We start from the raw sequence: 19,210 nt of genomic DNA, 5'->3' as shown, positions 1-19,210 counted from the left end.
TACTCGCCGACCAGACTTCCCGGCACACCATGAGGGTCACGTTTTGCTTAGTTTACCTAAAAGGGGTGCCCGGCGCGCGTTTGCGCCGGGCACCCCTCATCGCTGGACCGCTGGGTTACGTACTTGCTCAGTCCTCGCTGGGCGCCGCCGGGAGCTTCGCCTGGATGAGGTCCATGACGGTGGAGTCCGTCAGGGTCGTGACATCACCGAGCTGACGGTTCTCCGCCACGTCGCGCAGCAGGCGGCGCATGATCTTGCCGGAGCGGGTCTTCGGCAGCTCTGCCACCGGGAGGACCCGCTTGGGCTTGGCGATCGGGCCGAGGACGGTGCCGACGTGGTTGCGCAGATCGGCCACGAGGTTCTCGTCCTCGGCGTTCGCCGTGCCGCGCAGGATGACGAACGCGACGATCGCCTGACCGGTCGTCTCGTCGGCCGCGCCGACCACGGCCGCCTCGGCCACGGACGGGTGGGAGACGAGCGCCGACTCGACCTCGGTGGTGGAGATGTTGTGCCCGGACACGAGCATCACGTCGTCCACCCGGCCGAGCAGCCAGATGTCGCCGTCGTCGTCCTTCTTCGCGCCGTCACCGGCGAAGTACTTGCCCTCGAACCGCGACCAGTACGTGTCGAGGAACCGCTGGTCGTCGCCCCAGATGGTGCGCAGCATGGACGGCCACGGCTCGGTGAGGACCAGGTAACCGCCGCCGCCGTTCGGGACCTCGTTGGCCTCGTCGTCGACGACCGTCGCGGAGATGCCGGGCAGCGGTGTCTGCGCGGAACCGGGCTTCGTCTCGGTGACGCCCGGCAGCGGCGAGATCATCATCGCGCCGGTCTCGGTCTGCCACCAGGTGTCCACGATCGGCGTCTTGTCGGCGCCGATGTGCTTGCGGTACCAGATCCACGCCTCGGGGTTGATCGGCTCGCCGACCGAACCCAGGATGCGCAGGGAGGACAGGTCGAACTTCGCGGGGATGTCGTCGCCCCACTTCATGAACGTACGGATCGCCGTCGGCGCCGTGTACAGGATCGTCACCCCGTACTTCTGGACGATCTCCCAGAAGCGGCCCTGGTGCGGGGTGTCCGGGGTGCCCTCGTACATGACCTGGGTCGCGCCGTTGGCGAGCGGGCCGTAGACGATGTACGAGTGGCCCGTGACCCAGCCGACGTCGGCCGTGCACCAGTAGACGTCGGTCTCCGGCTTGAGGTCGAAGACCGCGTGGTGGGTGTACGCGGCCTGGGTGAGATAGCCGCCGGAGGTGTGCAGGATGCCCTTGGGCTTACCCGTCGTACCGGACGTGTAGAGGATGAATAGCGGCTGCTCCGCCTCGAACGCCTCCGGGGTGTGCTCCGTCGACTGCCGGTCGACGACCTCGTGCCACCACACGTCCCGCTCGTCGTTCCACGCCACGTCCTGGCCCGTACGGCGGACCACGAGCACGTGCTCGATGCCGCTGTCCGGGCGGTCGACCGCGTCGTCCACGGCCGGCTTGAGCGCGGACGGCTTGCCGCGCCGCCAGCCGCCGTCCGAGGTGATGACGACCTTGGCGTCCGCGTCCTGGATGCGGGTCGCGAGCGCGTCCGCCGAGAAGCCGCCGAACACCACCGAGTGCGCGGCGCCGATGCGCGCGCAGGCCAGCATCGCGACCGCCGTCTCCGGGATCATCGGCATGTAGACGGCGACCCGGTCGCCCTTCTGAACTCCCAGCTCCAGCAGGGCGTTCGCGGCCTTGGAGACCTCGTCCTTCAGCTCGGCGTAGGTGATCGCGCGGCTGTCGCCGGGCTCGCCCTCGAAGTGGATGGCGACCCGGTCGCCGTTGCCCGCCTCGACGTGCCGGTCCACGCAGTTGTACGCGACGTTGAGCGAGCCGTCCTTGAACCACTTGGCGAACGGCGGGTTCGACCAGTCCAGCGTCTCGCTCGGCTCCTTCGCCCAGCTCAGGCGTCGGGCCTGCGCGGCCCAGAAGCCGAGCCGGTCAGCCTTGGCCTGCTCATACGCCTCCGCCGTGACATTGGCGTGCGCCGCCAGGTCCGCGGGGGGTGCGAACCTGCGCTCTTCCTTGAGCAAGTTGGATAGTGACGAACGCTCGTTGTCCACCATGTCGATACACCGTCCCAAGTGGTTTAGACCAGTCAGCCCCCCAATCTTCGGAGGGGTGTTGGGATGGGTCAACCCCTTCCCGAGTCGGGCGTCGCTCATCATCGCTCACGCGCAGCAGCCCCCAGGGGTTCACCCTAGGGGCTGCGCGTTCCCGAGCGCCTACGGCTCGCAACCGGACGCCGGGAGTTGTGTGGCCCACTCATGTACTCCTGCGCTCTGAGTGCTCCTTGTGTCACACCCAGTACCTCACGCACCATATCGAACGTGCGTGCGAATATGGTGAAGGAGCGGCCCCGGTACCTCACTTGCAGGTACCGGGGCCGTCGTTCGCGGAGGGGCCCGTTCCGTCCCTGCCGGGTGCCTACGACGTGAGCTTGACGTGCCACCCGCCGCGAGCCAGGACTGTTGTCCCATCTGGTTTGATGATGACGCGCGCTCCACGCACGGGCAGTTCGCCGTGGCTGAGCCAGTAGGCGCGGGCCTCGTCGAGCAGATCCCACAGACGGCGCGGCCCGCCCTGGTGAACGACGGGTCGCTCGTCTCCGACCGCGGTTGCTCGGGCCCATGATCCGTCGGCGTGCGCCATGACGGCAATTCGCTGGTCGCCGTTTGTGCGGTAGTCGTGCTCGATGCCGGGCGCCGTGAGGCTGAGCATGGAGTCGAGATCCCATGCGTTCGTCACGTCAACGACCGGATACGGGCCTGTTGTAACCTCCTCGCCTTCCTGCTCGCTCGCGGTGGTGAGTAGGACCGACAGAGCGGGCGGGTAGTCGGCGCCATGACGGGCGTGCATGAATCCGGCACGGTCCCACTCCACCCGTCCCGATGCGCCGCCGTCGGGCTGCTTGTCTGCGGTGACGAGTAGCGAGGTACCGGCGATGGTGGCGACCAGCCGGCCCCCGTTGGACATGGCCATGAGCCAGCTAGCGGGGATGCTGCGGACGGCGACCGTTGCGACGATGCGGTCGAACGTCTTCGGGAGGAAGGGCAGGGGGCCGGTCGCGTCGATGGCTTCGACGGTGGGGCGTAGACCCATCAGGTCGAGGCGGTCGCGTGCGGTCTCGACGAGGTATTGGTCGACGTCAACGCTTGTGACCGCGTCGGCGCCGAGACGGTGGGCGGCCAGGGCCGTTCCGTAGCCGCTGCCGGTTCCGATGTCGAGCAGTTCGTCGCCGTCCTCAAGCCGCGCGTGCTGAAACATCCCAACGACGAGACTGGGCAGTGTCGCTGAGGACGTCGGGCGGCCTGCCGGGTGATCGTCGGGTTTGGCGCAGTCCGCATGGAACCGTCCGACTCGCGTGACGAGTGAGCGGTCGGCGTATGCGGCGCGGAACCACTCGTCCTCGTTCCCCGGTTCGCGCAGGGTCCATTGCCCCTCGTCGACCTCCCACCACTGCGGCACGAACAGGTGTCGTGGTGTGCGTGCGACCGGTCCTCGCCATCGTGACGCTCTGTGGGTGACGCGGTTGGCGAGGTTTCCGGCGGCGGTTTCCCAGATCACGCGGTCCCTCCGAGGCTAGGCGTCGGGTCGGGGGCGAAGTATGCAGGGTCGCACGCTTCGGTACCGGCGGGGTCGCAGTCGCTCGAATCGTCCGGTCCGCAGGCGCTGCGGGGTGCCGGCACAGCCGTGATGAGTTCCTGCCATCGGTCGCTGTGCAGGATGGCGGCGAGGGGCTGCTCATGGACGTTTCCGGCGACCATGAACCGCGACAGGATGCAGCCGGACACAGCGCCGTTCGGGTCGATCGATACTCGGCGCCGGAAGCAGTTGCCGCACAGTTCGGACGTGCTTGGAATCGACGTTGCGGAGTCGGCGGCGCGGCCTACCTTGCGCATGCGGTCGACCTTGATCGCCGACACGCCGAGTTGGCGCAGTTCGGCTTGTGCCTGGTCGACTCGCTGTCCTTCCACTACCTCGACGATGCCGACGCGGAGCGGGATTCCGCGGTTCACAGCTTCGCTGATGTTGCCGCGGGTGCGCTGGTAGCTGCCGGGGCCGTTCGTGATCTGCTCGTGTTCCTCGGCGCGGTCGCTGTAGTAGCTGGTGGCGAGGCAGACGCCGGGGCGCTGGAACGCGGACCACAGGCCGGGGCGAACGTGGGTCAGGTTGGAGTACACCTCGACCTTGAGGCCGGCGGCGAGGGCGTGGTCGATGTACTCGGGCAGGTAGGGGGAGAGGGTCGGTTCGCCTCCGATGAACTGCACGGCCGGGATGCCGAGTTCGGCGATGTCCGTGATGACTTGCTGCCAGTCCTCGCGTGTCATGTCGCCGTGAGATGCCTTGGGGCCCGACTCGGTGCAGCAGTGCGTGCACCTGAGTTGGCACGTGCCGGTGATCTCAAGCTCGACGGACTGAATGGCTGTGCGTGTTGCTGTGGTCATGCCGTATTCCTCCCGTGGTGGTGGTGATCCGCTGTGTGTCCGGGAATGAGCGCAGGCACACAGCGGGGCTTGTACTCTCGACCGCGGCGGGTCGGCCCGGGGTCTACATCACTCCGGGGCGGCCCGTTCGGTGTGCTGGTCAGACGTGGTACGTCGTGCCCCAGCGCATCGCGCCCCGCGCGTGGCATACGAGTACGTGCTCGCTGACTGCGGTTTGCCCGGAGTCGGAGCCGAGGGGGTCGAACACGACCGTGATTTGGACCGGTCCGCCGGCCTCGACCACATCCAGCCACGACCGCGCCGCGGGCAGGCTGAGCCGTCTCGCGCCGTCGCCGTAGTCGAGCCACGGCGTGCCCTGCCGTATGCGGATGCGGTGCCCGATGTAGGGCGGGGGGCCGTCGTACGGGCCGAGGTGCAGCGCTTCGGCGAACGTCTCCATGCCCTCGCGGATGCTGTCTGTGCTCTCGTTTTCGGGGTGCGGCGGCCCGTGGTAGGCGAGCAGTTGGGCGACGGGGAACAGGTACTGCTGATGTATGCCGGTCGCTAAACAGATGCCGTCGACGAACTCGGCGCTAGGCGGCGCCTTTGCTTCGGGCACGGTCACGATGCCTTCACCTCTGCCCACACGGCTTTGCCGTCCCGAGTGTCTTCGACTCCCCAGCTACCGGGGCACAGGGCGTCGAGGATGATCAGGCCTCGCCCGCGGTCCCGGCGATCGGATTCCGGGCGAGGACGGGGGCGTCGTCGTACGGAGTCGTGAACCTCGACGCGCGTTCGTGTGTCGTCGGTGTCGAGTTCGATGCGTACGGAGTCGTCGGGCAGGGTGCCGTATCGAATCGAGTTGGTGACCAGCTCGCATGTGACCAAGACGACCGTCTCGACGTAGTCCTCGGACGCTTCGGGGAAGTAGTGCAAGACGTACTCACGTGCGAACTCGCGTGCAACTTTGGCTGACTTGGCCTCACTCGCCAGTAACAGAACCGGCGGGGGGCCGAGTTGGGCTGCATGGATGGCGGGCATGGTGTCCCGCCGTCGTTCGGTCATGGTGTCCCCTCACGGGCAAGTCCCAACACGAGCATGGCATTTCGTCGCGCGCGTGTGGGCACAATCGCATTTCTCTCCCCCAGGGTGCTCCTCAAACTCTCCTCCTCGCAAGGGCATCCATACTCGTGTAGAAAATTGCATATGACGCCAGGAGGGGGAGGCCGGATGGTAAGTCGGCAGGTGACAGGCGATGAGGGGGCACGGCAGACTGATGGACCAGACACCAAACCGGAGGGGGGAACCGTGAGTGCGCCTACCGTGCGCCGGCGGCGACTGGGTGCGAAATTGCGCGCCCTGCGCGGCGACCTCACCCTCGACGAGGTCGCGGACGGATCCGAGGGGACGTTCATCCCTTCGAAGCTGTCAAGGATGGAAACGGCCAAGAGCGCGGCCAAAGCGAAGGACGTCGAGGATCTGCTCGACCTGTACGCGCAGCTTGGGCGCGAGGTCAGTGACGAACTTCGCGCGGCCCTGGTCAAGCTCACCAAAGAGGGCGGGCAGCGCGGTTGGTGGCACTCGTACCGAGGTGTCCTCACTCCCGTGTACGAGGATCTGATCAGCCTTGAGGCCGAGGCCGAATCGGTCTCGACGTGGCAACTGGGCGTGATCCCTGGGCTCCTTCAGACAGCCGAGTACGCGCGCGAGATCATCCGCGCGACGGCGATGTCTGAAGCAATCGAGGCCCGGGTCGACGCTCTGGTCGAGGTGCGCCTCGCGCGGCAGGCCGTGCTTACGCGCGAGGAGCCGCTCGCGCTGTGGGCGATCATCGCGGAGCAGGCTCTACGTTCGACCTCTGATGACGCGAGCCTGATGCATGAGCAGTTGGGACGGCTGCTCTCAATGGGGAAGCGTCCGAACGTCAACATTCAGGTGCTGCGGTCGGACGCTCGGTTGCACGTTGGGCAGATGGGCACTTTCACCATCCTGGGGTTTGGTCCACACCCTGACCTCGATGTCGTACACGCCGAGTCGCTGACGTCGGCCTTGTACATCGAGGACCGCGACAAGGTCGCTACACACCGCGATGCGTGGCAACGCCTCTCGTCTTCTGCTGAGTCGGTCGAGGCTTCGGCGGAACTGATCACCGAGATAAGGAAGAGCACATGAGCCAAGTTGACGACGCCTCCACCCTCCCCGTGGAGTGGTGGAAGTCCTCGTTCTCCGACAGCGGGGCGCAGTGTGTCGAGTGCGGAATAGTCGATGACGAGACGATCGCCGTGCGGGACAGCAAGAACCCGCACGGGCCTGCGCTGCTGTTCACCCGCGAGCAGATGATCGCCTTCGTTACCGCTGCGGCCACGGGTCGGGTCGGCGGTCTTGAGTAAGAAGCCATGCCACGAATGACGGCCCGCCCACGCGTGATTCGGGGCGGGCCGTTTGCGTGCCAGCCGCCGCGCTGCCTGCGGCGAGCAGACAACGCGGAAACAACAAAACGCCCCCCTGTACGGCCATGTGCGGCCGTACAGGGGGGCGTTACTCATGAACGGGTGGCGAACTGCCAAAGGGACACGACCAGTCCGCACAGGGCGACCAGGGCGGCCAGGGACGGGAGCGGCCAGCGTGCCCGTTCGAGGGCGTCGAGCCGCTGGTCGTGGTCGGCGATCTGCCGGTCGGTCTGGTCGCCGCGCTGGACGAGCAGGGCGAGGGAGCCGTCGACGCGGGCGAATCCCTCGGCCATGGTGCCGCGTAGCTTCTCCAATTCGACGGCGACGGACTGGTCGGGCGGGGGCGGCATGGTCACGCGCTACCGCCCTGGTCGTCGTCGACCAGGCCGAGACCGACACGGTCGAGCAGCAGCTCGACGGCGGGCAGGGCCATGACACGCGCGAGGCCACCCGCGACCGCGAGGGCGCCGACGACCCACGGAAGGGACTCGGGGATGCCGGACGCGGTCACGATGGCGGGGAGCGCCACGGCGAACATGACGACGCCCTGAATCACGGTGCGGATGCTGCGCTTGTTGGCGGTCTTCATGGGGGAACTCCTCGTTTCTGGGAATGCGGATACAGGGGCCCGCCCCGGCGCGGTGCCGGGGCGGGCAGGGGTGGCTACTTGCCGTAGGCGAGGCGGAACAGGGCGGCCCAACCCTTCGGGCCGATGGCGGGGTCGGACTTCTTTCCCGCGGCGCGGTACTGCGGGTGCGCGTTGTGGAACGCGATCACTCCGGCCTGAGTCTTGGGCCCGTAGTTCGGCGACTCGGCAACGGACTTGGCCATGTAGCTGGCGGCCTTGAGCGCGCGCTGAAGTGTGACGGCCGACGGCTTGGCCTTGCCCGGAGCGAGGCCGGTCGGGAACTTCGGCGGGGTGTACGTCTTCGGCCCGTCGTCGGTGTCGCCCTTGGCCCACTCGCGCAGCGCGGAGGGGGACATGTAGGCGATGTTCCGGTCGAGCGGGGTCGACGCGAACTGCCAGATCGTCACCGTGCGGCCGGACGGCTTGGGGCGCGCGGCGGCCTCTGCTCGGGCGTAGGTTGCGGCGCCCCACGGGTATGCGGGGTACCACAGGGGAACGCCCGAGGAGACGTGCCCGGCGGCGATGTCCGAGGCGGATGTGTAGATGCCGACGACCTGCCCGGGGAATGCCTTCTCTACGGCGGCGATCCACGCGGTGGCGTACGCCTTGATCTGCGCGGCCGACCGTCCCTTGTAGTTTCGGCCGTCGCTGTAGCGCTCCAGGTCGAGCCAGTGCAGGAAGCCGGCGCCGGCGTACGGCTTCACGGCGGCGGTGTAGTTCGAGGCCTCCTTCGCCGCGGACTGGTTCGGCCACGCGAAGTGGTACGCGCCGGCGACCAGGCCGGCGCCCTTGATTCCCTTGATGTGGGTCGCGAACCGGGCGTCGCGGCTGTTCTCTCCCTCGCTCGCCTTGGCGAACGCGAAAGTCAGGCCGTCGGCCTTGAGCGCGCTCCAGTTCTGTGCGGACTGGTACGCGGACACGTCGAGGCCGCGCGAGGTGCTGGTCATATGGGGTGCCTCCTGGGCATGAAAAAACGCCCGGCGCGGTGCGCTCGGGCGTACGTGGTGGGCGAGTTGGGGGCTGGCTAGTCCTGAATGAAGGTGATGTGCAGGCGTAGATTCCGGCCGCTGCCGGCGGTGGTGGCCTCGCCGACGATCGGTTCGCCGTTGGTGGTGCGCAGCGTGGCGATGCCGTCGGTGCCGATGACGAAACCACCCTCGGCGGTGCCGTCGTCCCAGTTCCCGTTGATGGTGCCGCTGGTGGGCCGCCACCCGGACGGGACGGTGCAGCACGCCGTGTCGGCGAGGTTGCCGGCGCCCGAGACGGCGATCGTCGCCCCGGACCGGAACAGGTACATGTTCAACTCGATGTTGTGGCCGGTGCGGTAGCCGCGGAAGTCGTTGACCGTGAACCCGGTCGCGGCCACAAGTCCCGTTGCTGTGGTGAGAGTTGGCGGGCCGTCGTTGAGCCGGTCGTCGGTGATCCGCATACCGGGCTGCCACAGGGTCACGCGGGTGATGCCTCCTTACAGGGCGACGATGGCGGGATACGCGAGCCGCACGTCGGCGCCCGCGGCCTGTGCCTTGACGATGTTGTTGCGGCTGCGGACGACCGTGAAGACCTGCGGGTTGATGACGTCGACGTTGTCGTAGCGGATCTGCACGGTGGCCGCGTTGGTGTTGCTGGCGGTGCGGATCGAGCGGGTACCGATCTGGCCCGCCGCGGTCAGTGCCGTGTCGGTGACCTCGATACGCCAGTCGCTCGGCTCCGCGCTCGACGCGAGCCACCCCTTGACCCGCAGCGTCGTCCCGCGGCCCTGGAACCGCACCCTGACGAACTGCCCGGCAACGTGGGTGATCGGGACGGTGTAGGTCCCGAGTTCCGTGGTCACGTCGGCAACGACCTTGCGCAGGGACAGGACGACCGTGTTGGTCGTGCTGAACTGCACCCGGACCATGTACATGTTCGAGGAGTCCAGCATCCGTGCCGTGACCGCGCCGTACAGGCTGTCGCCCGTGGCCAGTGCCGAGGTGGTGAGGTCGGCGTAGACGTCGAAGTCGGCGTGTACCGCGGTGACCGCGGTACGGCGCGAGGTCTCGGTCGTCGACAGGGTGTGCACCCCGTAGCCGGAACCAACCGAGTAGTCAGACGTTGCCCCGCCCCCGACGGTGGACCAGGACGGGCCCGAGTCGGACACGCCCCAACTTCCCGCGACCGTGCGGCCGAAGCTGTCGAGCAGCCATGACGCCTTGGGCTGGGTGAGGCGGACGCCCCACACGTACCAGACGTCGCCGCTGGTCGGGGTTGCTCCGTGGCGGGCGCGGACGCTCGCCCGCGAGGCGTTGGCCGGAGCCGTCAACGACTGCTGGAGGAACGTCCATTGCCCTGCGGGCACGGCGACCGCGCTCCCAAGTCCCGTGCTCAGAAACGTGTTCGTGGCGTCGTACCAGTCGATGACCGGCCGTAGGTCGCTCCACCCCTTGGGGGAGTACGCCCACATGGACGCAACGTAGGTCCCGCCGGGCACGACCGCGCCCACGTCGCTGCGGGCGGCGACCGCGCCGCCGGACGTGCCGACCCCGTCGGGGGTGATCAGCAGGGAGCCGGCGGCCTGCGGGTGCAGGACCGCGGTCGAGCGGCCGACGGTGGCGGCCTGCCCGCTCCAGCCGCTTGCGTCGGTGGTGAAGAACGGGTTGGTGTTCAGCAGCCGGCCCGGCGCGGCGAGGGTCATCACCTCCCCGCCGACCCGCACGTCCCATGGGTAGTCGTAGGGGGTGCTCGTCCATGTCTGGCCGGCAGTGGTGAGCACGTTCACCGTGGTGGTGGTGTCCGTCGCCGCGGTGGCGAGCTGGGCGCCGCTGGTGTCGCACCACCTGAGCGGGATCTCGTCGACCACGCCCACCGACCAGGGGCCGGCGGGCGAGCACGTGAACGTGATCGACCATGTGCGGGGGAGGACGGTTTCCGTCCAGCCGTCGACCAGCAGCTCGACGACGCCGGAGCCGGTGAACCGCTTGGGCAGGTTGATGATGCGGATCTTGTCGCCCTCGCTGAGCGCGAGAACCGCGGGGATGAGTTCGGGGAACTTGTGCAAGAGCAGAGTGACCGACGGATACCGGTTCTCGTCCCACGTCGAGAGGTGGAGAAGCCAGTTCGCGACGGGGTCGGTCTGCTCGTCCGTGGCCAGGTTCAACGTCTTGGAGTCGTCGACCAGGCCGATACCGTCCGGCGGATCTTGGACGGAGAGCGGGCCGTCGTCGAGGACCGCGGTACCGGTAGAACCTCCCTTCCGCTGCACGGCCCACTCGTTGCGCACCGTGTCGTCCTCGACCGGCTCGAACGGCGGCGCAAGGTGACCGGCCGCGTAGTCGAGGACAAGGGCCGGCCGTTGGTTGTAGAGGCCGGCGCGGGTGCGGTACTTCAGTTCGCGTCCGGCCATCGTCTCGCCGAAGATCCCGCCGTCGGCCTCGGCGCACTCGCGCAGCAGGTCGAGCAGCGGAGCGGGACTCTGCGCCCCCACGGGCACCGTGTCGTCCGGGTCACCCACGATGCTGAGCAACACGCCTTCCTCTTGGGCCAGTCGGCGCATGCGGGCGCCGGCGGTCTCTCCGGACCACGCGTCAACTGCGTTGACGTAGGCGGCTGTTGAGTCCGTGGGCCAGACCGAGAGGTGACCGAGGGCGAGACCGTTGAGGGCCGAGGCGTAGCCGTCCGCGGGGGAGGCGACGGCGGTCGGCCGGCCGATGGTGCCAGGAGTCGTGAAGTAGACGCCTCCGGGGTCGCCGCCGACGTCGGTCCACACGATGCCGAACTTCACGTTGGCGCCCTGCTGGGCGACGGTGAAGTTGACGCGCTGCCACCGGTTGAAGATGTCCGCGCCCGTGGCGATGTCCTGCGTGGACAGCGTGTTGCCGTCGTCGTCCTTGGCGATGATCCGGCTACTGAGCCCGTTGGTCGTCGAACCGAACTGGATCAACCATTCCCGCACCGTGCCGCCGGTGCTCAGCACGCGCATGAACGTCCACCGGGTGGTGGGCAGCGTGTCAAGCCGGTACATCCACTGCACCGACCACGACGTAAGCGCGCTACTCGGCGCCGGAACGCGGCCCATCATCGCCGACAACTGCCCCGCACTGGACGCGAGGACCGGCAACGGAGCAGACGAAGCAAGGGTGTTGGCCTGCGCCCACGTCACATTCGACAGACGCAGCGGGCCCACGCCAGCGACCGGCGAGGACGCCTGAGCCGAACTCGCACCCTCCTCCATCGGCCAGTACGCGAGCGGCTTGTACGAGGGGATACGGCGGCGCAACGCGGACGCAAGCGGCTTCGCACCCTGACCAAGGCGGCGCAGGATGCCCGCGGCCGTAATCGGCGTCCACGCGTCCTTTTCCGACGTCGACCACTTCGGCGGCCACTCAGGCACCTCACCCTCGAACCGCACGATGCGATCCGTAACCGCCGACCCTGCGGCCAGCGTCCATATGCGGCCGGCCGAGTCCGTGAACGCGGTCGTGCCGGCCGGCTGCACGGTGAAGTCCGGCGCGGCCACGAGTGTGCCGTCGATGCCGCTACGCACCTCGGCCCGGTAGACCGTGCCGGTGACCGCGCGGCGCGGCGGGGTGACGTCGGTCTGCTCGGGCGCGATCGATAACGGTGCCGTGCCGCTGAAGATGGAGACCGGGGCCGAACTGGTCAGGTCGCCGCTGAACTGCGTCCACGGGCCGGCGAGCGTGGGCGCCCAGTACAGGCGCACAGTGAACCCGCCGGCCCCGTTGTCGACGTCGAGCGTGCCGCGCACGGCGGCATGGCGCGGCAGAGCTGCGGGCAGCGCTGCGAACCCGCCCCCGTCGACGGTCGTTCCGCCGCTGGTGGTGTTCAGGTACAGCACGCCCGCCCGCACCAGCAGGTAGAACGAGCGGTTACCGGCCGCGCCCCACTTGCCGATCAGGAACTGAGTGGCGGCCGAGAACCAGTTCGTCTCTCCCTCCCACCGGATATCGAGGTCCCCGGTGATGTCGAGGGCCGCAACGTCGGGGGTCGTGGCGCGGTCGGGAGTGCCGGGCATTTCCAGGTGGAGCGGGCCGCCAGGCAGCGTGTAGCGGAAAGGGGTGTAGCGGTTGAACAGGCCGAAGTAGCGGCCCTCGGCGTTGCGGGGGGTGTACGTGCCGTCGAGGTTGCGGATGGTGGCCGCGCACGCGGCGGGATCGGCGGCGTTCGACTTGTACGGGCGCCCGCGGGTGTGGGTGATCGGGTCACGCGTGTAGAGGTCGCCGGTGATGTCCTGCCACGCGGAACCCATGCGCAACTCGCCCTTGAGGCCGAGCGGCTGGTCGGGGAACGCCACGGTTACGCACCCCTTCCAGTGACGGCGAACTGGACGTTTCCGCCACGGACGTTGACCGCGTCCCGGAACACCGAGAGCAGGAAGTCGCCGACCCTGCTGCCGTCCGAGGTGAACGTGACGACCGGCTGACCGCCCCCGCCGCTCGTGGCGGTCGCGGTCTGCGCGGCGACATTCGCCGCGGTCGCCTGTCCGGCTGTGGGCACGGACACGAGATTGGACATGGCCCGGTCGACCGCGCCGGAGCCGGATTCGATGCCGTCGACGACGCCGGCCGGAATCCACCGGCCGACCTCACGCGCCATGACCTTGGACGGCGACGCAATACCAAGTGCCTTTGCGACCGGCCCCGGAATGACTTCCTTGGCCCAACCCGTGATCTTATTTCGGAGCCAGCCGCCCATGGACATGATGCCGTTCCACAGGCCTTGAACGATGTTCTTGCCCTTGCCGACGAGCAGCCCGGACAGGTTGTTTCCAATGGCCTGCGAGAGGCGCCCCGGGAGTCCGCGAATCCAGTCGACCATTTCGGTTGCCTTGCCGACGGTCGCGTTTTTGATCGCGGTCCAGTTTTTGATGATCAGACCGAGCAGCGTCCAGTTGAGGAACAGGTTGTACAGGCGTCCGGGAACTCCCTTGAGCCAACCAACGATTCCGTTCCACCACGACACGGCGGTATCCCGGATCGAGGACCAATGACTGATCAGCAGACCGATCAGGGTGAAGTTCATAAACGCCTGAACCATCATGTCCTTGGCCCAGATCAGTTTCCCGACGATCCAGTCCCAGACGGCGAGCGTCCACCCCTTGATCTGATCCCAGTACGTGATGACGAGCACGACCAGGGCGGCTATGGCCATTCCCGCCCAGCCGACCGGGCCGAGGCCGGCGATCCAGGCGGCGGCCATCTCCGCGCCCGCGATCGTTGCCGCAACACCGATCGCGGCGAACGCTGCACCGATGACTACGGCGGCGAGGGTGAACTCGGCTCGGTGCTTGCCGACGAATCCGAAGAACGTGGTCAGGACCGGTACGACGTTGTCGCCGAGGAATTCGACAAGGTTCTGTTGCATCGAATTCTTGAAAGCGGTCAGTTGCGCCCCGGCATTGTCGCGCAGGGTGTTGCCGAGTGCGTCGGCTGCTCCGCCGACCTCGCCGAGACCCTTTGCGGCGGTACTCGGGTCCATCGCGTAAAGCGCTTTTCCGAGATCTTCGGCCTGAGTGCCGAAAAGTGCGGTTGCCGCTTGCGACTGCTGGATCGGGTCCTTTATCGCCCGGAGCCGGTCGAGGGTGGTGTCGAGTGCGGCCGTCGCCGAGGTGCCGCCCTTGCCGAACTTGGCGGCCATGTCGTCGGCATTCAGGCCGAGAGCCTGAAAACCTGCCGCAGTGCTCGCCGAGCCGTTAACGGCCCGGAGACCGAATTCCTTGATGGCGTCCGCGGCGATATCGGAATCTCGGGCGCCTGCCTGGATGGCCTGGTTCATCAGGCCGACGGCCGTTGCGCCGTCCAATCCGGCCTGACGGAATTGCGTCCCGTATTCGTTAAACGTGTCGACCAAGTCATCGGCTTTATTCGCGGACGACTGGAATCCCTTGGTGAGGACGTCGAACGCCTCGTCGGCGGAGGAGACGAGACCGGTCCGCAGCATCTGCGAGACCGCGTTCGTGACCCCGCCGAGGTCCTGCTCGAAGGTGTTGGAGAGGTCGGCGACCTTCGTCGATATGGATTGGATCTGAGAGTTCGTCGCGTCCGGCGGGAGCAGGCCGGCGCCCATGGTCGCCTTGATCGCCTCGGCCGCGCCTTGGAAATCCTCGACGACCGCGTTTGAGTACAGCTCGCCGGCGACTTCGCCGTACCGCTTCGCCTCGGCCGGTGTCGCGCCGAGCTGCGCGCCGAGCTTGGCGGTGATCTGGCCTTGGCCGATGGCCTCGGACAGTCCGGTCATGAGGGCTGCGCCGAGCGCGCCCCCGATGACGCCCATGGCGAGACCCTTGAGCTTGCCGGTGAGGGTGTTGCCGGCTTCCTCGGCGCCGTCGCCGGCGGCTTCGTCGAGGCCGTCGCCGAGCGCGCTGCCGGCGTCCTCGCCGCCGGCGCGGGCGCGCTGGGTGATGCGGGCGAGGGCGGCTCGCAGGCGGTTTTGGAAGCTGTCGAGGCCCTGCTCGGCCTCGCTGTCGTCGACGGTGATCGTCGCGGCGAGTTCGCCGACAGTGAGTGCCATGCGCGGGCCTCCTCTCAAGGGGGCCGCGCGTGGCGCGCGGTGTTACGACCGCCGGGGCTTTTTGGGCTCCGGTGGGGGGTTGAACAGGCGTTGAATGCGGGAGTCGGCGGAGAGGAGGCCGAAGATGCGTACGCGCAGCCATCGCCACGACCGCGCTTCCAGCAGGCCGGGCGCGCCGACGTCGATGCCGTAGACCTCGTGTAGGTCGGCCTCGACGAGCGGCCACTCGTCGAGGAGTTGGGCCCACGTCACTTGCGGCGCGCGCCGCTGCTGCCCTTTCCGCTTCGGTGCTGCGCCGGGTGGGGCTTCGTACCACTCGTAGAGCCCCGAGACCGGGTCTTGTTCGCCGCATCCGATGTACTGCGGCGCTGCTGCCGGTTCGGGGCCAGTTGAGAAGGGTCGCCGCCGGTGTTCCAGTACGCCTCTGCGCGGTCCTTGCTCTGGATGATCCACACCATGGCGGTCACGGCGGCGTGCTTGAGCATCGGCCACTCGACGTTGTCGGCGACCATCTCGGCGTGCGCGGTGCCGAGGACGTCGGCGTACATGTCGCGCTCGGCCGCGTCCGCGAGGACTTCGCGGTCGGCCTGTCCGCCGTCGGCGGCTGTGGCGGCGGCCTGCATGATGGCCTGCACCCGCAGACCGATCAGCGCGGGTGGGGCGGGAATCTTGTAGAGCTTGCCCTTGATCGGCAGCGTGAGGGAGCCGTCGAGCAGGTTGTCGACTTCCTGAAAGGCCATTACGAACCACTCCCCGCGAGCGGGTTGGTGATTGCGGTCTTGGCGCCCTTGCCGGTGAGCGTGACCCCGACCGAGTCGAGGTCGTCGGTCGCTCCGCCGTCCGGGTCCCACGTCACCAGGGCGCGGCCCTCGTAGGCGTCGGCGCGGGCCTCGCGGTCGTACCACCGCACGTGGACGGTCGCGCCGCTGCCGAAGCTCTCGGCCGCGAGCCGCAGCTTTTCCTGCGCCGCGTTGAACGCCTTCGTGGTCGGGTGGTAGCGGTGCAGCATCGTCAGCTCGACGGACCACGCGAGTTGGGTGACGGTGCTGTCGGCCCAACCGCCGTCCTCGTAGGTGGTGGAATCCTGCTGCGTGGGGTCGACGGCCGGGTCGAACTCCTGGATGCCGGGCACGATCACCCACGAGGGGGTGCTCGTCGCACTTGTGTCGAGTTCGAGGCGGTAGCGGCGTGCGAGCGCGGTCTCGGTCTCGGCCGGCTGTACGGGGGTGGACATGGGACGGTTCTCCTACTCAAGTCGGGGGTGGGGCCGGTGAGCGCGCAACGCGTAGTTGCTGGTTCGCTCAAACCGGCCGGCCGAGTCGGCGCCGAGCGGGGCGGCGGACTGGCGGGTGATCAGCACGACGCGGGCCGTGCCGAAGAGGAACGGGCCGGAGTTGTGCAGCACCTCGAACACGGCGTCGTCGAGGGCGGCCACCTCGCGCGGGTCGACGCCGGCGCGGGTACGGGCCTGCACGAACACGGTGGTGTCGGTGAGGTTCTGCGCGTTGGCTGTGTCGTAGGCGGTGAGCACAACGGCGCGGTCGGGGCCGTCCGGCATCACGGTGTCCGTGATCGCGGTCTCGCCCGCCGCGTACACACCGTCGGGCCGGTAGGTGGCCACTTCGGCGGCGTCGAGCAGGCGGGCGAGGCCGTCGACGATGTCGACAAGGAAGCTCACCGCAGCGACCGCCGGACCTGGGCGGCGATGATCTCCGTAATGGTGCCGTTCTCCTCGTGCAACGGCGCTTCCAAGTACTTCGCCGTACGGCCGTCGTCGTGGCGGTAGGTCAGTTCCTCGTGCTGGCGCACGGCATACGGGGTGTCGTAGGACACGGCGGCCGTCACGGACTGCTCGTCGACGGAGACGACCCCGGAGCGCTCCAATGTGCCTTCTTCGATCGGCACCCGCTGTCGGGAGACTTCCAACAGGTGTTCCGCGCCCAACCGCACCCCGCGCAGGGCGCCTTGACGCATGGCCGCGAGGGCGGTGTTCCCGTTCCATCTGATCCGGGCGCGCTGGGTCACTCGCACATCACCTCCGTGGACGCGGGCACGGGCAGACCGGGCGCGGTGTGGTGGGCGACGCTGATCACGGTGGTGGTGCGGCCGGTGGGCAGCGTGACCCGTGATCCGGTCGGGCAGTTGAGGCCTGGGCCGGCGTAGATCTGCGCGGTCGAGACGACCTCGGCGCCGGTCGCATCCCGTACGCGCTTGATCGCCTCGGCGACCAGGGCGGGCACGCCCGCGGCGGGTGGCCCGTACTTCGGTCCGTACGCGCTGGTGCCGAGGTACGGCTCGATGGTGATCCGGTGGCGGAGTAGCCAGCGGGGCACGTTCACCAGATCACCCCCGGCAGCAATCCGGCCCGTTTCAGGGCGCGGTGCGCCCGCGGGGCGAGGTCGACCTCGTTTGCGGCGGGCGTGCTGTCGCGGCGATCGGACAGGGATACGGGGCCGATTGAGACGCTGCCCCATCGGCCGGCCGCTCCGGTGCCGTCGTCGCCCGTGGCGAGCTGGTATTCGACCTGTGCGCACGTCGCGTCCGTGAGGGCCTGCACGATGGCGGGGTCGGTCGGCATGCCGGCCGTGTCCGTGACGTACAGGGCGCACAAGAGGGCGTCGTCGATGTCCTCGGACGCGCGGGCGAGCAGGTGCTCGGCGCCGTCGGGGGCGGGCTGCCCGGTCCACGCGCTCAGTTGCTCGGGCGTCGCGTAGATCCGGGGCACGGGGTTATTCCTCTTTCTTCTTCGGCTGGGAACGCGAACGCCCCGCGGGCTTGTCTGCCTGCGGGGCGTCGGGCTCGGTCTCCGTGCCGTCCGGATCGGTGCCCGGCGGCTCGTGGTAGCGGCGCAGCATCACGGCGGCGCCCTCCTTCTCTTAGGTGGTGGCGAGGGTGCCGACGCAGACGCCCTTGTCGTCGAGGCGCTTGACGGCGTAGTGCAGGGTCGTGGTTACGACGGTGGAGCGGGCGAGGATGTCGCGGTCGGATTCGACCAGCGGCCGGCGCTTGTAGAGCAGGCCGAGCGCGCCCCGCTTCATGAGCAGGAACTTGCCGGCGACGACACGGTTCGTCAGGAACACGGACACGCCACCGATGCGGCCGATGCTGCCGGACACGGCGGCGGACGGGCCGTTGCCGAGCTTGGCGGCGTCGACGAACTGCGCGTCGGCGAGGGCGTCGGCGTACTGCGCGCTGTTGATGTACAGGCCGGCGAAGTCCTCCGGCTCCCACTCGTCGCCGAACGTGGCGATCGTGGGCACCATGGCGCCGAGCCACGAGAACTTCGTGACGCCGGCCCCGGCGGTGAACTTGAGCGGGTTCGCTCCGCCGAGCGCGGTCTCGTCTGCCTGCGCCTGCTTGATGAGGTCGGCGTCGACCTTGCGCGCGGCCAGTACGCCGAACTGCCGGCGGGCCTCCGCCTCCGGGTCGCCGAGACTGACGAGCTTGGCCTTGTCGGTGATCTCGACGGCCTTACCGACCTCCTTGATCACGGCCTTGGCCGAGCTGGTCGACATGGCCACGGGGGTCATGGGGGTTGACTCGTCGAGTTCGTCGAGGTCGCCGAGCGCACCCCACTTCGGGAACTCGATCTCCTCGCCGGGGGCGCCCTCAAGGGTGTTGTCCTCGACGACGGCGGCCGATCCGCCTACGCGGACCTTTCCGACGAATGCGGCCTGTGCCATGTCGCCCCAGACCTCGGGGACGATCATTGCGGCGGCGGTGGTCTTGGGCATAAGTCACTGCTCACTTTCTCCGGCGCGGTCGCCGGACGGGTCAGGAACCGGCGAGGCGCCGGTAGGTCTCGGGGTCGGACTGGTGGAGGGCGACGCGCTCGGCGTAGGACATGGCGGCGAACTGCTCGGCTGTGACGGCTCCGGGGCCCGTGCTGCCGAAGTCGGCGCCACCCTTCGCCGGGGTCTGCGGAACCGCGGCAAGGTGCTGGTGCGTGGCCAGAACGGAGGTGATCGCCTGCGTCACCGCGGCGCCGTCGGCCGGGTTGACGGCGGCGAGTACGCGCATGGCGGCCTGCGAGTCGAGCAGGCGGGACACGTCGGCGCCCGCGGCCGGGGCGGCGGCGATCACGGCCGTCTGCAAGGCGAGCTGCTGCGCTGCGCCCTGTCCGTCGGTCACGGCACGCTGCGCCCACTGCGGGAGTCGGGCGACGTCGCC

Annotated in this window: 22 protein-coding genes and 1 pseudogene; 2 read left to right on the top strand and 21 right to left on the bottom strand. The window is 68.6% G+C overall.

The genetic code is table 11. The features are described 5' to 3' along the window. Positions 1-127: 127 nt before the first annotated feature. The 5 genes from acs to JHN45_RS21750 form a co-directional block, all read right to left on the bottom strand. Entirely contained in the window at positions 128-2,098 is a 1,971-nt protein-coding gene (gene acs, locus JHN45_RS21770) for an acetate--CoA ligase (protein WP_236583917.1), read from the bottom strand. Between the two features lie 361 nt (positions 2,099-2,459). Next, positions 2,460-3,500, bottom strand: coding sequence for a methyltransferase domain-containing protein (locus JHN45_RS21765; RefSeq protein ID WP_307783161.1), 1,041 nt, complete (start codon positions 3,498-3,500; stop codon positions 2,460-2,462). 95 nt (positions 3,501-3,595) lie between these two features. Beyond that, positions 3,596-4,480 carry a radical SAM protein gene (locus tag JHN45_RS21760; RefSeq protein ID WP_201050124.1) on the bottom strand — a complete coding sequence of 295 codons (885 nt, stop codon included), beginning with the start codon at positions 4,478-4,480 and terminating at the stop codon, positions 3,596-3,598. 139 nt (positions 4,481-4,619) lie between these two features. Beyond that, a complete protein-coding gene (locus tag JHN45_RS21755; protein ID WP_307783157.1) occupies positions 4,620-5,084 on the bottom strand; it encodes a hypothetical protein in 465 nt (154 codons plus the stop codon). Further along, positions 5,081-5,524 carry an ATP-binding protein gene (locus JHN45_RS21750; RefSeq protein ID WP_201050122.1) on the bottom strand — a complete coding sequence of 148 codons (444 nt, stop codon included), beginning with the start codon at positions 5,522-5,524 and terminating at the stop codon, positions 5,081-5,083. Before JHN45_RS21750 ends, JHN45_RS21755 begins: the two co-directional genes overlap by 4 nt. Positions 5,525-5,767: 243 nt before the next feature. Here JHN45_RS21750 and JHN45_RS21745 point away from each other — a divergent pair, with 243 nt between their 5' ends. Further along, on the top strand, positions 5,768-6,631 hold the full coding sequence (locus JHN45_RS21745) for a DUF5753 domain-containing protein (RefSeq protein WP_201050121.1): 864 nt from the start codon (positions 5,768-5,770) through the stop codon (positions 6,629-6,631). Next, positions 6,628-6,849, top strand: a complete 222-nt coding sequence (locus tag JHN45_RS21740; protein ID WP_201050120.1) for a DUF397 domain-containing protein — start codon at positions 6,628-6,630, stop codon at positions 6,847-6,849. The genes JHN45_RS21745 and JHN45_RS21740 overlap by 4 nt, the downstream gene beginning before the upstream one ends. A gap of 152 nt (positions 6,850-7,001) precedes the next feature. On the opposite strand, the gene JHN45_RS21735 is transcribed toward JHN45_RS21740, so the two are convergent. From JHN45_RS21735 to JHN45_RS21665, 16 genes and pseudogenes are all read right to left on the bottom strand, one after another. Then, positions 7,002-7,265, bottom strand: coding sequence for a hypothetical protein (locus tag JHN45_RS21735; protein WP_374195632.1), 264 nt, complete (start codon positions 7,263-7,265; stop codon positions 7,002-7,004). After that, a complete protein-coding gene (locus tag JHN45_RS21730) occupies positions 7,262-7,498 on the bottom strand; it encodes a hypothetical protein (protein ID WP_201050119.1) in 237 nt (78 codons plus the stop codon). The genes JHN45_RS21735 and JHN45_RS21730 overlap by 4 nt, the downstream gene beginning before the upstream one ends. Positions 7,499-7,572: 74 nt before the next feature. Then, on the bottom strand, positions 7,573-8,484 hold the full coding sequence (locus tag JHN45_RS21725) for a glycoside hydrolase family 25 protein (protein WP_201050118.1): 912 nt from the start codon (positions 8,482-8,484) through the stop codon (positions 7,573-7,575). A gap of 77 nt (positions 8,485-8,561) precedes the next feature. Further along, entirely contained in the window at positions 8,562-8,987 is a 426-nt protein-coding gene (locus JHN45_RS21720; protein WP_201050117.1) for a hypothetical protein, read from the bottom strand. A 15-nt stretch (positions 8,988-9,002) separates the two neighbouring features. Beyond that, complete coding sequence (locus JHN45_RS21715) at positions 9,003-12,824, bottom strand: hypothetical protein (RefSeq protein ID WP_201050116.1); 3,822 nt, start codon at positions 12,822-12,824, stop codon at positions 9,003-9,005. A 2-nt stretch (positions 12,825-12,826) separates the two neighbouring features. Next, positions 12,827-15,040, bottom strand: coding sequence for a phage tail tape measure protein (locus JHN45_RS21710; RefSeq protein WP_201050115.1), 2,214 nt, complete (start codon positions 15,038-15,040; stop codon positions 12,827-12,829). Between the two features lie 42 nt (positions 15,041-15,082). Beyond that, positions 15,083-15,292 (bottom strand): hypothetical protein, encoded by a 210-nt coding sequence (locus JHN45_RS21705; RefSeq protein WP_201050114.1) that lies wholly within the window; start codon positions 15,290-15,292, stop codon positions 15,083-15,085. Continuing rightward, positions 15,289-15,780 carry a hypothetical protein gene (locus JHN45_RS21700; protein ID WP_201050113.1) on the bottom strand — a complete coding sequence of 164 codons (492 nt, stop codon included), beginning with the start codon at positions 15,778-15,780 and terminating at the stop codon, positions 15,289-15,291. Before JHN45_RS21700 ends, JHN45_RS21705 begins: the two co-directional genes overlap by 4 nt. Beyond that, positions 15,780-16,274: a phage tail tube protein gene (locus JHN45_RS21695; protein WP_201050112.1), complete on the bottom strand. Its 495-nt coding sequence runs from the start codon at positions 16,272-16,274 to the stop codon at positions 15,780-15,782. Before JHN45_RS21695 ends, JHN45_RS21700 begins: the two co-directional genes overlap by 1 nt. Before the next feature lie 12 nt (positions 16,275-16,286). After that, a complete protein-coding gene (locus JHN45_RS21690) occupies positions 16,287-16,718 on the bottom strand; it encodes a minor capsid protein (protein ID WP_201050111.1) in 432 nt (143 codons plus the stop codon). Then, entirely contained in the window at positions 16,715-17,065 is a 351-nt protein-coding gene (locus tag JHN45_RS21685) for a hypothetical protein (RefSeq protein ID WP_201050110.1), read from the bottom strand. The genes JHN45_RS21690 and JHN45_RS21685 overlap by 4 nt, the downstream gene beginning before the upstream one ends. Further along, positions 17,062-17,379 carry a hypothetical protein gene (locus JHN45_RS21680; protein WP_201050109.1) on the bottom strand — a complete coding sequence of 106 codons (318 nt, stop codon included), beginning with the start codon at positions 17,377-17,379 and terminating at the stop codon, positions 17,062-17,064. Before JHN45_RS21680 ends, JHN45_RS21685 begins: the two co-directional genes overlap by 4 nt. Next, positions 17,376-17,765: a hypothetical protein gene (locus JHN45_RS21675; protein WP_201050108.1), complete on the bottom strand. Its 390-nt coding sequence runs from the start codon at positions 17,763-17,765 to the stop codon at positions 17,376-17,378. The genes JHN45_RS21680 and JHN45_RS21675 overlap by 4 nt, the downstream gene beginning before the upstream one ends. 4 nt (positions 17,766-17,769) lie before the next feature. Continuing rightward, the gene (locus JHN45_RS54075; protein WP_268982292.1) at positions 17,770-17,898 is read right to left on the bottom strand and encodes a hypothetical protein; all 129 of its coding nucleotides are present in this window, start codon (positions 17,896-17,898) and stop codon (positions 17,770-17,772) included. Positions 17,899-17,916: 18 nt separating this feature from the next. Next, the gene (locus JHN45_RS21670) at positions 17,917-18,774 is read right to left on the bottom strand and encodes a phage head protein (protein WP_201050107.1); all 858 of its coding nucleotides are present in this window, start codon (positions 18,772-18,774) and stop codon (positions 17,917-17,919) included. 40 nt (positions 18,775-18,814) lie between these two features. Beyond that, positions 18,815-19,210: pseudogene (locus JHN45_RS21665) on the bottom strand (hypothetical protein); the annotation flags it as partial.

Source organism: Streptomyces sp. MBT53, from assembly GCF_016654115.1.
In the GTDB taxonomy this organism is placed as follows: domain Bacteria; phylum Actinomycetota; class Actinomycetes; order Streptomycetales; family Streptomycetaceae; genus Streptomyces.
Note: the sequence above shows the minus strand (reverse complement) of the source record. Positions and strands in the feature narration are given on the sequence as shown.

Bases quoted from the DNA above. Each gene is read 5' to 3' on its own strand.
- JHN45_RS21750 (WP_201050122.1), bottom strand. From the start codon at position 5,524: ATGACCGAACGACGGCGGGACACCATGCCCGCCATCCATGCAGCCCAA.
- JHN45_RS21710 (WP_201050115.1), bottom strand. From the start codon at position 15,040: ATGGCACTCACTGTCGGCGAACTCGCCGCGACGATCACCGTCGACGAC.
- JHN45_RS21670 (WP_201050107.1), bottom strand. From the start codon at position 18,774: ATGCCCAAGACCACCGCCGCCGCAATGATCGTCCCCGAGGTCTGGGGC.
- JHN45_RS21700 (WP_201050113.1), bottom strand. From the start codon at position 15,780: ATGGCCTTTCAGGAAGTCGACAACCTGCTCGACGGCTCCCTCACGCTG.
- JHN45_RS21760 (WP_201050124.1), bottom strand. From the start codon at position 4,480: ATGACCACAGCAACACGCACAGCCATTCAGTCCGTCGAGCTTGAGATC.
- JHN45_RS21695 (WP_201050112.1), bottom strand. From the start codon at position 16,274: ATGTCCACCCCCGTACAGCCGGCCGAGACCGAGACCGCGCTCGCACGC.
- JHN45_RS21740 (WP_201050120.1), top strand. From the start codon at position 6,628: ATGAGCCAAGTTGACGACGCCTCCACCCTCCCCGTGGAGTGGTGGAAG.
- JHN45_RS21730 (WP_201050119.1), bottom strand. From the start codon at position 7,498: ATGAAGACCGCCAACAAGCGCAGCATCCGCACCGTGATTCAGGGCGTC.
- JHN45_RS21725 (WP_201050118.1), bottom strand. From the start codon at position 8,484: ATGACCAGCACCTCGCGCGGCCTCGACGTGTCCGCGTACCAGTCCGCA.
- acs (WP_236583917.1), bottom strand. From the start codon at position 2,098: ATGGTGGACAACGAGCGTTCGTCACTATCCAACTTGCTCAAGGAAGAG.